Here is a 13,404-nt window from a genome sequence, read left to right as displayed (position 1 = left end):
CCCCCAGCACCCCCCACCAATCACGCCGCCAACGGTCCGACATAGCGGGATGCCGGGCGCATCAGGCGGCCGGTGGCTTCCTGTTCCATGACATGGGCGGTCCAGCCGGCCACGCGGCCCATGGCGAAGACGGGGGTGAACAGGTCGCGGCGCAGACCCACCGCATCCAGCAGCAGGGCCGTGTAGAATTCCACATTGGTCTCCAGCGGCCGGTCGGGCCGATGCCGGGACAGCGCCGTCAAGGCCGCCTGTTCCACCTGTTCGGCCAGGAGGATGCGCGGGCTGGACAGGGACCGCACAGCCCGTTTCAACACCTCTGCCCGTGGGTCACGCACGCGGTAGATCCGGTGGCCAAAGCCCATCAACCGCCGCCCTGCCGCCAGTTCAGCGGCGATCCAGGCCGGGGCCGCCGCCGCATCGCCCACCGCGTCCAGCATGTCCAGCACCGGTCCCGGCGCCCCGCCATGCAGCGGGCCCTTCAGGGCGCACAGGCCGGCGACAATGCTGCTGACCATGCCAGCGCGGGTGGAGGCAACGATACGGGCCGCGAAGGTGGAAGCGTTCAGCCCATGGTCGCTGACCGTCACCAGATAGGTGTCCAGGGCGCGGGCCAGGGCCGGGTCGGGATCCACCCCCGTCATCATGCGCAGGAAATCTGCCGCGTGCCCGGCCCCGACGTCCGGTGCCACCGGCGCCAGACCGCGCGCCCGGCGGTCCAGGGCGGCGATGAACACGGGCATGGCGGCCACCACCATCACCGCATCGCCCGCCGCATCGCCATCGGGCAGGGATGCCAGCAGCAGGCGCAGCGCCTCCACCGCGCTCAACCCGCTGATGGCGGGCAGCAGGGCGGGCAGGCGGGCCGCCACCCGGCCCCGCGCCTGACCGATGGCGGCGCGCAGGTCGTCGGGCCGCCCGCCCAGCGGGTGAAACCCCTGCCAGAGCAGGGCCGTCATCCCTTCAAAATCCAGGCTCTGCGCCGCCCGTTCGACATCCAGCCCGCGCAGCACCAGCCGCCCCGCCGCGCCGTCAACATGGCTCAATACCGTGTCAGCAGCGATAATCCCATCCAATCCGGCCGACATGTCCGGTTCCTTTCCATTCGGGTTTCATCGCTGGCAAGGCTGGAACCGGACTGATATACAGTCAATATTGAATCAATTAATCAATGTATCAATCATGTCCACCCCCCTGACCCTGTCTGCCAAGGAAGCCGCTGCCGAACTGGGGGTCAGCCTGGCCACGCTTTATGCCTATGTCAGCCGGGGCCTGATCCGGTCGGAGGCGACAGCGGGCGGGCGGACCCGCCTGTACCGGGCCGAGGATGTGCGCGCCCTGGTGGCGCGGCGTGACCGGCCCGATGCGGCGGCGGCGGGGGACAAGGCCCTGGATTGGGGTGCGCCGGTGCTGGAAAGCGCCGTCACCCTGATCACCGGCGGGGCGCTGTATTACCGGGGTCGGGACGCGACCGACCTGGCGGCGGGCGCGACGCTGGAGGCGGTGGCGGGCCTGTTATGGGATGTGACAGAGGACCCGTTCGCCGATGCGCCCCCGCCCCTGCCCCGGCTGGACGGGGTGTCGCCCGATCTGGACCCGCTGGACCGGCTGTTGGCGCTGTTGCCGCTGGCGGCGGCGGCGGATGCGCGCGCGGTCAACCGCACGCCCGCCGGGTTGGCGCGAACCGGGGCCCGGATTGCGCGCCTGATGGCGGCGGTGCTGGCGGGGGTGGAGCCGTCATCCCTGCCGCTGCATCAGGTTTTGTGCCGGGCCTGGGGGGTGACGGGGCCGGGGGTGGAGCTGATCCGCGCCACGCTGGTGCTGTCTGCCGATCATGAGCTGAACGCGTCAGCCTTTACTGTGCGCTGTGTGGCGTCGACGGGGGCCAACCCCTATGCCGCGCTGTCGGCCGGGATCGGCGCGCTGCGGGGTCCGCGCCATGGCGGGGCGACGGCGCGGGTGGCCGCTGTGCTGCCGGGCCTGCTAGACGCGCCCGACCCCGTGGCTGCCCTGTCCGCCCTGCTGGCGCGCGGGGATGAGTTGCCGGGCTTTGGCCACCGCCTCTACCCCGATGGTGATGTGCGGGCGGCGTGGTTGATGAAGCGGATGGGCATGTTGTGGGGCACAGAACCCCGGTTCCGCCGCGCCATGGCCCTGGCACGGGCGGCAGTGGATCTGGCGGGCACGGCGGCCAGCCTGGATTATGCCCTGGTGCTGCTGGCCGACCGCCTGTCGCTGCCACCCCATGCGCCGATTGCCCTGTTCACCCTGGGCCGCAGTGCCGGATGGATGGCGCATTATCTGGAACAGGCGCGGTCCAGCGTCCTGATCCGCCCGCGTGCCCGTTATACGGGGCTGCGGCCATGAAAAAGGGCCGATGCCATGGCGTGGCATCGGCCCCTTTTCAACCTTATTCACCCCGCTCTCCCGTCATTCGATCACGTGGAGGCTCTATCCGCTCAGTCGGTGGAGCTGCCGACAGCACCGGAGCGCTTCAATATCCCGCACTGCCGAGAGGTCTGTACACCCGGACATGAGAGCGGCGCAGGCAAGGATGGCAATGTGCCTTATTGGTTCCTCTCGATGGCTGCTTCCAGTGCTGCGCGTGGGGATGGACCGGGCCGCCTTCGGTGACGAATTCCAGGCCGCGCAGTGTTTCCGTATCCAGCGGATCGGCCATCGCGGCGATAATGCCGCCCTCTGGCGTGCGTTCAAGCGGCAACAGGCCCATGGCGCGAAGCCAAGCCGGGCTCGGTGTGTCCAGCAACGGCACAGGATCGGGAAGCACATCCGGACGCCAGAGCGGGATCGCCAAAACCTAGGCATAGCTCTCAGCCAGAGCGGCATCAGCTACCAAGCCCAGCCGGGCTAACGCGCGGTCGATACGGCCATCGCATTCCGGTGCCACCGCCGACGCCCCGGCCTGTGCCGCTTCCGCCAGCCGACCGCGGCGGGCAAGGTCATCGGCCACAAGCCTCAAAAGCCGGATGGATCCTGCAGGATGGTCGGTCATTTGCCCGCCTCCTTGTATATCGCAATCAGTCAATTAACCCAAAAGCTGAACATATGGAAATAACGGTCTACATCTCTCTCTTGCTAATGTTCATCCCGGCCTCTCCGGTTCTCAGAAAATCCAACACCTGTGTCAGCATTGACTCAACCTTGGACACGGTTTTGGTTGCCGAATTTTCTGTCCAGGTAAAATATGGACGCCACCACGGCTTCCCCCAAAAATGAATGAACTCCTTTGATCTACTAACCAAATAGCCACTCTTCAGCCAATTATGTGGCGGCAAAGTGCCCCTTGTTCCAAAGAATACCTGGAAGCGGGGAGCTCCAGAGTTCAGAAAAATTATGATAATAAAATCATACTCCTCTCCTCTAACCCTCTCCATCGTTAACTGATACGGGTCAACTTTCCAGGAAGGGTCCGTCAGATCTGCGTTTACTCTGACGAACCCTTCCTGGGAAAGAGGCGGCAACAAGCGTTCTTCAACCAGCTCTGCGAGGAAACGAGTAGACTTGTTCTGACGTCGTACCCACCGATCAAAGCGCTGCTTATGCTTGCTGCCACCATTCATCTCGACACACATTGCTCTATTAGTTGCAAACTTCCGTCTGGTCCTGACTGTTTCCAGGACCTCGGACAGCACTAATACCGATCTCCCTTGACCTTGACCGATAAAGGGAGATTTTTTGTTCCCTCAAGCGCCGGGCGGCGGCATCCGCCGCCCTATGCTACAGGAAACATGACCCCTCTTCTATCGCAGAGGGACTTGCATCAATCCTTGATCTCCACCGCCGCCAGACGTGGCGACAACAGATGGACGACACCCAGTGCCAGCAGATAGGCCGAGGCGGCGACCACAAAGATCGGCGTGTAGGTGCCCAGCTTGTCCAGGATGTAGCCGGCATATTTGGCCATGACCATGCCGCCAATGGCGCCCAGCATGCCACCGATACCCACCACCGACCCCACGGCAGAGCGGGGGAACACGTCGGATGGCAGGGTGTAGAGATTGGCCGAAAAACCCTGATGCGCCGCCGTGGCCAGACCGATGATCAGGACCGCGACCCACAATTGATCGGCAAAGGCGGCAAAGGCCACCGGGGTGGCACAGAGCGCGCAGATCAACATGGTCAGTTTGCGCGCCCGGTTCACACTTGCACCCCGGTGGATCATTTTGGATGACAGCCAGCCACCGGCCACCGACCCCACATCCGACAGGAGATAGATGACGATCAGCGGCGGCCCGAAACTTTTCAGATCCAGCCCATGCCGCTTGCCCAGGAAATCAGGCAGCCAGAACAAGAACATCCACCAGATCGGATCAATCAGGAACTTGCCCACCGCATAGGCCCAGGTCTCCTTGACCCGCAGCAGACGCAGCCAGCCGATCTTTTCCGTCGTGTCGGGCGGATCGCTTTCAATATGCGCCAATTCCGCCGGGCTCAGCAGTTTGCTTTCCCGCGGGCGGCGATAGACGATGATCCAGAGCGGCAGCCAGAGCAGGCTGGCCACACCGGTGATGATGAAGGCCATCTGCCAGCCATAGGTCAGCGTCAGCCAGGGCACCACCAGCGGCGTGACAATCGCCCCGATATTGCTGCCGGCATTGAACAGGCCCGTGGCATAGGCGCGTTCCTTGCGCGGGAACCATTCGGCCACGGCCTTGATGCTGCCGGGAAAGCTGCCGCCTTCGCCCACACCCAGGATGGCGCGGGCAATCATGAACCCGACCAGCGAACGCGCCGCCGAGTGGCAGATATGGCCGATGGTCCAGATGGTGAAAGCCAGGGCATAACCCCAGCGCACGCCGATCTTGTCCATAACGCGCCCGAAGGCCACGTAGGACACGGCATAGGCCGCCTGAAAACACAGCACAATGTCGGCATAGTCGGTTTCCGACCAGCCGAATTCTTTGGACAGGTCGGATTTCAAAAACCCGAGCATGCCGCGATCGACATAGTTGATGACCATGGCGGTGAAGAGCAAGCCCACCACGATCCAGCGGACCATGCCGACCCGAAGGCCGGCAGTCGCGGTCGTTTCACTTCCCATCGTTTTCCCCTGAGTCTGACAGGATACTGGTTTGGCCGTCTGTTGCGGCCTTTATTAACCGTCAAACCCTAATGGAAACCGGTGTCAATTGCAATGAAGCCGGTCAACCGAAACATCGGAACAGTAATCGTTTCAAGTGAAACCATCTCGGCTTGCCCTGGATGCCTCCAAGGCATAAAAGGCGTGGATAATTCACAGACCTCAGGGGTCGAAAATAATGAACGAAGACAGGGATCATCGCAGCGGCTTGCTGCCGGCCTTCATGATGGTGTCGGTCAGCGTCATCGTCCTGCGCAAGACGCGGCCCGACGCCGGGCTGGCGTAAGCCTGGTCTGGTTGGTGACGGCGTGTGACGGAAAAGGCGGGGGCGACCCCGCCTTTTTTGTTGGGCTGTCGGGGTGGGCTTATTCGGAGTCGGTGATGCCACCACTCCGAATGCCGCGCCCCCGTGCAACAGTGTGAAACATAAAAACGCGGGGCGTTTCAGAGCCGGCGCGTGCCCCACCCCGAATGCCCCCACCCCAGCGCAACGGGCGGCGGGGGTGGGGATATAGGAATGGCGTTGATGGTGCCCATCATAGCTGTTTGCGCCGGAAAAGTCAGCAGATGGCATGCGCCAGCTTAAACACGCCCAGACCGCCCGTTGGTGCCGGAACGATCACAATCCTGTCGCTCTCGCGATACATCAGGGCTTCAGTGACCGGTAGTTCGATTTTCATGGTTTGGCCGACCGATTTCGGTTCGGGTGCAGGGTCGGAGAAGGGGCCGATTGCTGAATGACCTGTTTCGGAATCCGACCGGCCAAAGCTGAGGTTAGCTTATGCTGTATCCTCCGACGGTTCCCGCCCAAAATTACCCTTCGACCGGACTGAGGGCCGCGTTCTCTGTTTTACGATTTAAGTCGCTCGATTTGACTGGCATAGTTCATATGACCAGTCACCTTCCCCAAATCACTGGCGTCAATTCGACCTAGCTGCATTAAGTGTCGATAAGCACGCAAACGGTTGCGATACCCTTTTGTGAGTCTGAGTTCGTCTCCGTGAACCAAAAGGCCATGCACCTTTAGGCGTGCAGGAGACTTTGCGATGTGGATTTTTCTTTCTGATATTCGCCACGGAGTTCCGACGAATTGCTCTCGAACGCTTGCCAGCAATTCATCGGGAAGCTGAACGCCAGATATTCCCGAAAAGGTGATATCGTCTGCATATCTAGTAAACCTAATCCTGAAGTTCCTTGCGATATCAGACAAAATTCCGTCAATATCAGAGAGGGCAATGTTTGAGATAACAGGGCTCGTGGGAGCCCCTTGAGAGAGCCTTCCCCGAAACGACAAGAGGTTTGCAATCAGTTCTAGCCCATCGCCGTCCTGATACCCCAGCTTCCGAAGGCTACCTCGAATCTGATCAATGGGTGTCGATGGGAAGAAGTTTTCCAAATCAATCGAAAGTATCCATTCCGCCCGCAAGTGGACCGATGCAGCAGTCAAATGCGAGCGCCCTGGAACGAAACCGTGAACTGCGTCTAGTGGCTGCCACTTCGCAGAAAAATGATGACAGAGCCACTTTTGAATCAGTTTCAGCGCTACTCTTGGCGCTTCGATTTGACGAGTACCCCGCCCCTTCGGTATCTCAAATACCCTATAGTAGCGTGCCGTGCGGTTCGCCAAAGCCCAAACGAAGCCTGGATTATATCCGGTCATCACTGATAGAGCGTTAAGTGACGTAATGGGAGGCAATCCCGCCGCGCTCAGTCGCCCGATCTCTGCAACTTCCTCACCTCCAGCAGCATCGCCCAACGCTGAGCACAACTCGTCAGGGCTGCCCGCAACAAGTGTCAGGCGTTCGATAAGGTTGTGTGGGAGCCTCATTTAGCAAAGCTCGCTTTCATGAGCACCGGCCATGTCGGCGGTGGTTCGAAGGAGCAGCGGCGACATGGCCGGGGCCCTTCTGTCGTAGATCTTGGCAGTTGAGCGTGATACACACTCGCGCCTGAGACTCCCACATGCCATGATTACGCCCGCCGTTTAGCGAAGTCAAGCGCGCGCAAGATGTCGGGGCTCTGGCGGCTCTTGGCAGTCCCTAGTCGAGACAGTCCACTAAACGAGACAAAGAAATCACCATTCTTGCTCCTGACCACCAGCTCCGCTTTGCGCATCCTGTCGAGTGCGTGATTTAGCCAAACCACATTTGGCACCGTCAGCCCTCGTTCTTTTAGAAACGTCCTCAGCGCCTCTGCGCTGCAAGGCGCCTTGGTCCTAAGAACACTAAGGATAGCAGTCGGCGTAGGTGTATTCTCGGAGTCTGTAAAACTTACACCAACTAATTCAAACCCAATAAGAGCAGAAAACTCCGATATGGCAAATTGGATACGGCTTTTCTCTTGCGGCGACAAATGCGCCTTGGGCTCGATCCAGACCTCGGTTTGCTGGTTTGTAAATGATGCAAAGCTATTTCGGATGCTATCGCCAAATTTCGCAAACAAAATAGACTTAAGGCTGCCATCAAAATCATTCCCGTCTTCGTCAACGGTAACAAATGATAAAATATACCCCCTCTCGGCAACAAGATTCGCAACTTGGCTCAGGGCCCTCGATCCGGGTGATTTTTGCCCTTTCTTGTCAACCTTAATTTTTATAAATGCAATATAGCTATTATCTTTAGCGGGCTGCGATACAAGCGGTCCCGCCATATCAAGCCCATACTCGACCAGAAGATTATATAATTCTTTCTCGCTAAGCATTGATCTGCCTCCATACTGATAGTATCTGGCTCGCTAGCACTCTAACTTGGCCATACCATTGATGCGCCTCTGTGATTTCAATGCCATTTAGAGAGAATCTGGCATTTCCATTGAAACCAACCTCGATTTCCGGGTTGTAATCAGCTACAATTCTCGCTCCATTTGCTTTCTCGATAATCTTCGCTAATTCTTTACATGCTCGAACTGCTTGGTCAATCCGCCTTACTAGTTCAGTATCTTCGACTCGGCTTGCCGCCTTTCTTCTAGATTTTAGATTCTTAGAAATGGACGATGTCAAGATTTCTGGAAAACTCTTGTGCGCAGACCTTTCCCAGTCCGGCGACATTTCTCTAAATACCGCTCTAATTTCGAGATAACAGGCATAGTAATAGCGATTATATGCAGATCGGGCGAAAGCATCACGCTCAACGCCTTCCGTTGAGTGTGCCGTCTTCTGCAAATGATGGGCGACCTCCTGCACTTCTTTCATGCCCTCCGCTTTGTTTTTTATGCTTGCTGCATCGCTCGGTTCTGATTAAATTGAGGATATCGCCCATTTTGAGTTGCAGTTTCTGACAAAAGTCATTCTATAGACCTGAGGGGCGCTGGCCTCCCACATTTTCAAAGTGTCCAGCAATCTAATCTCAATGTTGATGAAGCGGTACAGCAGATCAAGCGTTTTTCCTCCGGGACGGTGTCTGCTGCTGCATGGCCGACATAGTGCACGTCGCGACGAAAGACCGCCTTCCGGCCTTCCTAGCTGCTAAGCCAGCCATATCGGACGGCCGCTTACCGGCGCTGCGCCGGCGGGGCCGAACGACCACAACGGCGCGCAACGCGCCCGTTCTCACCCCTGCGTTTCCCCGACCGCAAAGGGCGCAAAGGGGCTGTCGGCAGCGGTGCCTGCCGACAGCCCCATTCCCTTAATGATGCCCAGCCGGCATCGCTTTGCCTTCGGCATCGGGCAGGACGATCTGCACGTTCTGCATCATGCCCTGGTCCTCATGGTCCAGGATGTGGCAATGCAGGACAAATTCGCCGATATAGCGGTTATAGCGGGTGCGCAGGGTGATTTCGACGCTGGTGTCGGTCATCAGCGTGTCTTTCCAGGTGCCTTTCATGCCGGCATAGATGCCGTCGCTGACCTCCTTGCCGGTGGTCTTGTCGATGATGGAGACAATCTGGAACGGGTTCACATGGATATGGAACGGGTGGCTGACATTCAGCGAACTCAGCACCCATTGCTGGGCGGTCCCCAGGATCAGGGTCTGGTTCACCACGGCCGGATCATAGGCCTGACCATTGATCAGGAATTGCGCGGGGCTGGTGGCGGTGCTGCCGATCAGGTTGAATTCGATCTTCACGTCGGGCTGTTTCCACTTGGCGATCTCCGCATCGGTGATCGTGGGGTGGGGGACATATTTGGTCAGTTTCAGCCCATCCTTGAGGTCGGCGGACACGGTCTCGCGCACGGCGGCCGGCAGGGTTGCGGCCCCTTCCAGCAGCTTGTTCTGCACAAAGACCGTGGTGTCGGGCACCTTTTCCGGGCCCACGGCGTCGATGAAGCCGATGATCTTGGCATTATCCTCGCCCGCCACCTGGTCCTTGCCGTTGCTGTCATCATAGACGCAGTAGCGCCCCGCCTCGGGCAGGACAAACAGGATGTCGCTGCGGTAACCGGGCTGCAGGTTGTTCACGGTCTTGGCATAGATGGCCGGACGGGTCAGGCCGTCGGTCGCCACCTCATACTGGGTGACATCGGCGCCGGTGCAGGCGCGCTGGACCTCCCGCTCCTGTTCCTTGGCCGAGGTCAGCCGGGTGGCCACCCGCGCGACATTGCCGACCTTGCGGATGCGCAGGTTGATGGTTTCCTCCACCCCCGCATGGATCAGACGCCAGCGGTAAAGCTGTCCGGGCCGGGCCGCCATCTGCGGGCGGACGGTGCCATTGAACATGGTGTATCGCCCGCTCTGCCCCCAGGCGCGGAAATCGAACTGGGCATCGAAATCCTTCACCTGACCGATCTGCCCGTCCTTGCAGATCCAGCGCCCGGTCTTGTCCTTTTCGATCTGGCCGTTATCGTCAAAGCAGGCATAGGGGATCTGCTGGATCAGCATCACCTGGCTGGCATCATCGGCATTGGCCAGAACCGGCTGCAGCAAGGTGTCCAGGTCCCCGTTCGACAGGGCGGTGGGCGGCCGGTTGCCCTTGATCACCAGGGCGCCAGCCATGCCGCTGCCCACCTGCATGGCCGTCGATCCATGCTTGTGCGGGTGATACCAGAAGGTGCCGGCGGGATGATCCTCCGGCACATTATATTCATACTGGAAACTCACCCCCGGTTCGATATTCAGCAGGACATTGTCGCTGTTGCCCGTCGGCGACACCCACAGCCCGTGGCTATGCAGGTTGGTGTTGTTGAAACAATGCGGCTGGTTGATGGGATAGGGTTTGCCCGTGTCGGGATCAATGCCGCAGGTCGGCTCCGCCGGCAACTGGTTGGACAGGCTGATCCGCACCGTCTGGCCCGGCTGCATCAGGATGGTCGGGGCCAGGAACCGGTCACCATAGGACCGCAGCCGCACCTTGTCGTCCTTGCCGGTGGCGGGGTTGTAGATGGTGCCGTCGGTATAATGGATGGGCAGGATATAATGAATTTCCCGACCCTGCTGAATGGCCTGGGTCAGCGCCCCGGCGGACAGAAGATTGTACCCCTGCGGGGCGGCCGGGTCGCGCGGCGTTTGCGCCGCCGGCTGCAACAGGGCGGGGGCCTGCAATGGTCGTGCTGCTTCCGTCTGCGCCGCCACCGCCCCGCCGGCCACCAGCAGCAACCCCGTTCCCAGCAGGCAAAGCCGACCCTGCCATCCGCGCCGATGCTGTATCATCCCCATCCCTCTCTCTCTTTGATCAGAGAGGGTACTATGACCCAGGGGGCAGGACCCGGCAATATCAATCAAAGGGCGAGGAAATGCCCGATCTATGCCAGTGGAATGGTGCTTTCGCGTTTGACCAGCTTATAGGCCAGCAAACGCTGTTCGGGGCCGTCGCTGGCGCGGCCGGGCTGCCATTTGTTGCGCATGGCCGTGGCCAGCACGGCGACGGCGGCCTTGCCCATGGCGGCGATGGGCTGGCGGATGGTGGTCAGCGGCGGCCAGACGGTGGTGGCGATCAGCGTATCGTCAAAACCGGCCACCGACAGGTCGGATGGCACATCCAGATGCAGCCGGTGGGCGACGGAAATGGTGGCGGCGGCCATGTCATCATTGGCGGCAAAGATCGCCGTGGGGCGGGGGCTGGCATTCAGCAGCAGTTCGGCGGCTTCCAGACCGGAAGCGTAATCATACTGCCCCTGTTCGACCAGAATATCGGCCGGGTTCAGGCCCGCCTCGGTACAGGCATCCATAAAACCATGATAGCGCATGTCGGACGCCGACTGGTTCTTGTTGCCCTTGATGAAGCCCAGACGCCGATGGCCGAGCCCGATCAGATGTTCCGTCATCTGCCGGGAGGCGGCGTAATTGTCGATGCGGATGGTGGGCAGATGCGGGTTGGGCCGACCGGTCGCCACGGCCACCGCCAGCACATTCGCCTCTTCCAGCATGGTCAGGATGGGTTTGGATTCGCACAATGGCGGCGGCAGGATGAAGGCATTGACCCCCCCGGCCAGCAGCTTGGTCACCGACGCGGTGGCCTTGGCCGTCCCGGCGCATTTTTCGACCACCAACTGATGGCCCTCGCGGCTGCTTTCATCCAGCGCGCCAACCAGGAATTCCGACAGATAGGCGCTGGACGGGTTGGAATAAAGCAGGCCGATGCGCAGCACCTCTGAGCCCGCCAGACGGCGGGCGGCGGGGTTGGGCGTATAGTTCAGGTCCTTGATCGCCGCTTCGACCAGGGCACGGGTATTCTCGTTGACCTTTTCATCCTTGTTGATGACACGCGACACCGTCATGGATGACACACCGGCACGGGCCGCCACCTCACGGATGGTCACCGCCTGGGTCCCGCGCCGCCTTTGTCTTTCCATGATACCCCCTGGACTTCACCCGCCCCTTTATCGACCCGCTGCACGCGCTGTGCAACCAATTCGTGAAGCGGACAGGGATGCGGCCCTGTCCGCTTCACCCCCAAACACCTCAGCCTTCCATCTTTTCCAGCTCGCGCCCCTTGGTTTCATGCACCATGGAACGCACGAAGAAGAAGGAGATCAGCGCGAAGAAAGCGTAGAAACCGTAGGCCCCCGTCAGGCCGATGGTGGTCAGCAGGATGGGGAAGGTCATGGTGATACCGAAATTGGCCGTCCATTGGGCAAAGCCCGACACGGCCAGACCGGAACCGCGGATCTGGTTGGGGAACATCTCGCCCAGCATGACCCACATGACCGGGCCCCAGGAGAAGTTGAACAGCACGGCATAGGCATTGGCGGCGATCAGCGCGATCAGGCCGACATTGTCCGACAAATGCAGCTTGCCGTCGATGATGGAGCCGGATGCAAAGCAGGCCACCATGATGCCCAGGGTGACGGCCATGCCCGCCGATCCGATGGCCAGCAGCGGCTTGCGCCCCAGCTTGTCGACCAGCGCCATCGAGGCCAGGCAGCCCAGGATGGACAGCGCACCCGACAGGATGTTGATGCGCAGCGCGTCAGCCTCGGAGAAGCCCACTGCCTGCCACAGCACGGCGCCGTAATAGAACACGACATTGATGCCGACCAATTGCTGGAACACGGCCAGACCGATACCGACCCAGACGATGGGACGGACCTTGCCCGTGGCCTTGTCCAGAAGGTCGGACAGTTTCGGCTTGTGCTGATCCTGCGCCAGGCTTTGGCGGATTTCGATGACCTTGGCGGCCGCAGCCATCGGCCCGAACAGGCGGGTCAGGACCGCGCGTGCTTCATCCTCACGCCCCTTCACCACCAGATAGCGCGGGCTTTCCGGAATGATCAGCAGGGCCAGGAAAAACAGGCCGGCGGGGATGATCTGGACCCAGAACATCCAGCGCCAGGCTTCATAGCCCAGCCAGAACGGTTCCGTCGAACCGCCGGCAAAATGGGCGATCAGGTAATTGCCCAGAAAGGCCCCGGTCAGGCCGGAGATGATCATGATCTGCTGTACCGAGGACAGGCGACCACGGATGGAGGCCGGGGTCACTTCGGAGATATAGGCCGGCGACAGAACCGAGGCGGCACCCACGCCCAGACCACCGATCAGGCGGCCGATCACAAAGACCGACGAGCTTTCCGCCGCACCCGTCATGATGGCCGAAATGATGAACAGGACAGCCGCAATCATCATCACGTTGCGGCGGCCCATAATGTCGGCCAGGCGCGCGGCACTGAACGCGCCAGCGGCACAGCCCAGCAGGATCGACGCGACATTGAAGCCGGTATCAATACTGTCGGAATTGAAGGCCTTTTTCAGACCCTCCACGGTGCCGTTGATGACGCCGCTGTCATAGCCGAACATGAAGCCGCCAATGGTTGCCACCGCCACAATGGCGGCGACATAGCCCATATTGACCTGTTCCTCCTGGGAACCGCTCATCACTGTCTCCTTGTTGTTGTTCGGCCCCGGCGAACCAGGACCATCCCCCCGAAAAACACC

Annotated in this window: 12 protein-coding genes; 1 reads left to right on the top strand and 11 read right to left on the bottom strand. The window is 60.5% G+C overall.

From position 1 onward, the window contains the following. Positions 1-20: 20 nt before the first annotated feature. Positions 21-1,085: a citrate synthase/methylcitrate synthase gene (locus tag CHU95_RS05525; RefSeq protein ID WP_094454541.1), complete on the bottom strand. Its 1,065-nt coding sequence runs from the start codon at positions 1,083-1,085 to the stop codon at positions 21-23. Between the two features lie 94 nt (positions 1,086-1,179). Here CHU95_RS05525 and CHU95_RS05520 point away from each other — a divergent pair, with 94 nt between their 5' ends. Beyond that, positions 1,180-2,364, top strand: coding sequence for a citrate/2-methylcitrate synthase (locus CHU95_RS05520; protein ID WP_094454539.1), 1,185 nt, complete (start codon positions 1,180-1,182; stop codon positions 2,362-2,364). Between the two features lie 127 nt (positions 2,365-2,491). On the opposite strand, the gene CHU95_RS05515 is transcribed toward CHU95_RS05520, so the two are convergent. The 10 genes from CHU95_RS05515 to CHU95_RS05475 all read right to left on the bottom strand — a co-directional run bounded on the left by CHU95_RS05515 (position 2,492) and on the right by CHU95_RS05475 (position 13,344). After that, positions 2,492-2,812 carry a GspE/PulE/PilB domain-containing protein gene (locus tag CHU95_RS05515; RefSeq protein WP_094454537.1) on the bottom strand — a complete coding sequence of 107 codons (321 nt, stop codon included), beginning with the start codon at positions 2,810-2,812 and terminating at the stop codon, positions 2,492-2,494. Positions 2,813-2,815: 3 nt separating this feature from the next. Continuing rightward, a complete protein-coding gene (locus CHU95_RS05510; RefSeq protein ID WP_094454535.1) occupies positions 2,816-3,010 on the bottom strand; it encodes a hypothetical protein in 195 nt (64 codons plus the stop codon). Positions 3,011-3,077: 67 nt separating this feature from the next. Beyond that, positions 3,078-3,578: a hypothetical protein gene (locus CHU95_RS05505; RefSeq protein WP_133065440.1), complete on the bottom strand. Its 501-nt coding sequence runs from the start codon at positions 3,576-3,578 to the stop codon at positions 3,078-3,080. Between the two features lie 200 nt (positions 3,579-3,778). After that, complete coding sequence (locus CHU95_RS05500) at positions 3,779-5,059, bottom strand: MFS transporter (RefSeq protein WP_094454531.1); 1,281 nt, start codon at positions 5,057-5,059, stop codon at positions 3,779-3,781. An 889-nt stretch (positions 5,060-5,948) separates the two neighbouring features. Further along, entirely contained in the window at positions 5,949-6,854 is a 906-nt protein-coding gene (locus tag CHU95_RS05495; RefSeq protein ID WP_165772027.1) for a reverse transcriptase family protein, read from the bottom strand. Between the two features lie 215 nt (positions 6,855-7,069). Continuing rightward, entirely contained in the window at positions 7,070-7,798 is a 729-nt protein-coding gene (locus tag CHU95_RS05490; protein WP_094454527.1) for a hypothetical protein, read from the bottom strand. Further along, entirely contained in the window at positions 7,791-8,288 is a 498-nt protein-coding gene (locus CHU95_RS22045; RefSeq protein WP_133065439.1) for a hypothetical protein, read from the bottom strand. Before CHU95_RS22045 ends, CHU95_RS05490 begins: the two co-directional genes overlap by 8 nt. 433 nt (positions 8,289-8,721) lie before the next feature. Beyond that, on the bottom strand, positions 8,722-10,683 hold the full coding sequence (locus CHU95_RS05485; protein WP_165772026.1) for a multicopper oxidase family protein: 1,962 nt from the start codon (positions 10,681-10,683) through the stop codon (positions 8,722-8,724). Positions 10,684-10,775: 92 nt separating this feature from the next. Next, on the bottom strand, positions 10,776-11,825 hold the full coding sequence (locus tag CHU95_RS05480; RefSeq protein WP_094454523.1) for a LacI family DNA-binding transcriptional regulator: 1,050 nt from the start codon (positions 11,823-11,825) through the stop codon (positions 10,776-10,778). A gap of 109 nt (positions 11,826-11,934) precedes the next feature. Next, positions 11,935-13,344: a sugar porter family MFS transporter gene (locus CHU95_RS05475; RefSeq protein ID WP_094454521.1), complete on the bottom strand. Its 1,410-nt coding sequence runs from the start codon at positions 13,342-13,344 to the stop codon at positions 11,935-11,937. Between the last annotated feature and the right edge of the window lie 60 nt (positions 13,345-13,404).

Origin of the sequence: Niveispirillum lacus (assembly GCF_002251795.1) — a bacterium.
GTDB lineage: Bacteria > Pseudomonadota > Alphaproteobacteria > Azospirillales > Azospirillaceae > Niveispirillum > Niveispirillum lacus.
This window is presented reverse-complemented; position numbering and strand designations above follow the sequence as displayed.

Coding starts and splice junctions, on each gene's coding strand:
- CHU95_RS05490 (WP_094454527.1), bottom strand. CDS start 7,798: ATGCTTAGCGAGAAAGAATTATATAATCTTCTGGTCGAGTATGGGCTT.
- CHU95_RS22045 (WP_133065439.1), bottom strand. CDS start 8,288: ATGAAAGAAGTGCAGGAGGTCGCCCATCATTTGCAGAAGACGGCACAC.
- CHU95_RS05510 (WP_094454535.1), bottom strand. CDS start 3,010: ATGACCGACCATCCTGCAGGATCCATCCGGCTTTTGAGGCTTGTGGCC.
- CHU95_RS05520 (WP_094454539.1), top strand. CDS start 1,180: ATGTCCACCCCCCTGACCCTGTCTGCCAAGGAAGCCGCTGCCGAACTG.
- CHU95_RS05505 (WP_133065440.1), bottom strand. CDS start 3,578: ATGAATGGTGGCAGCAAGCATAAGCAGCGCTTTGATCGGTGGGTACGA.
- CHU95_RS05525 (WP_094454541.1), bottom strand. CDS start 1,085: ATGTCGGCCGGATTGGATGGGATTATCGCTGCTGACACGGTATTGAGC.
- CHU95_RS05475 (WP_094454521.1), bottom strand. CDS start 13,344: ATGAGCGGTTCCCAGGAGGAACAGGTCAATATGGGCTATGTCGCCGCC.
- CHU95_RS05480 (WP_094454523.1), bottom strand. CDS start 11,825: ATGGAAAGACAAAGGCGGCGCGGGACCCAGGCGGTGACCATCCGTGAG.
- CHU95_RS05500 (WP_094454531.1), bottom strand. CDS start 5,059: ATGGGAAGTGAAACGACCGCGACTGCCGGCCTTCGGGTCGGCATGGTC.
- CHU95_RS05485 (WP_165772026.1), bottom strand. CDS start 10,683: ATGATACAGCATCGGCGCGGATGGCAGGGTCGGCTTTGCCTGCTGGGA.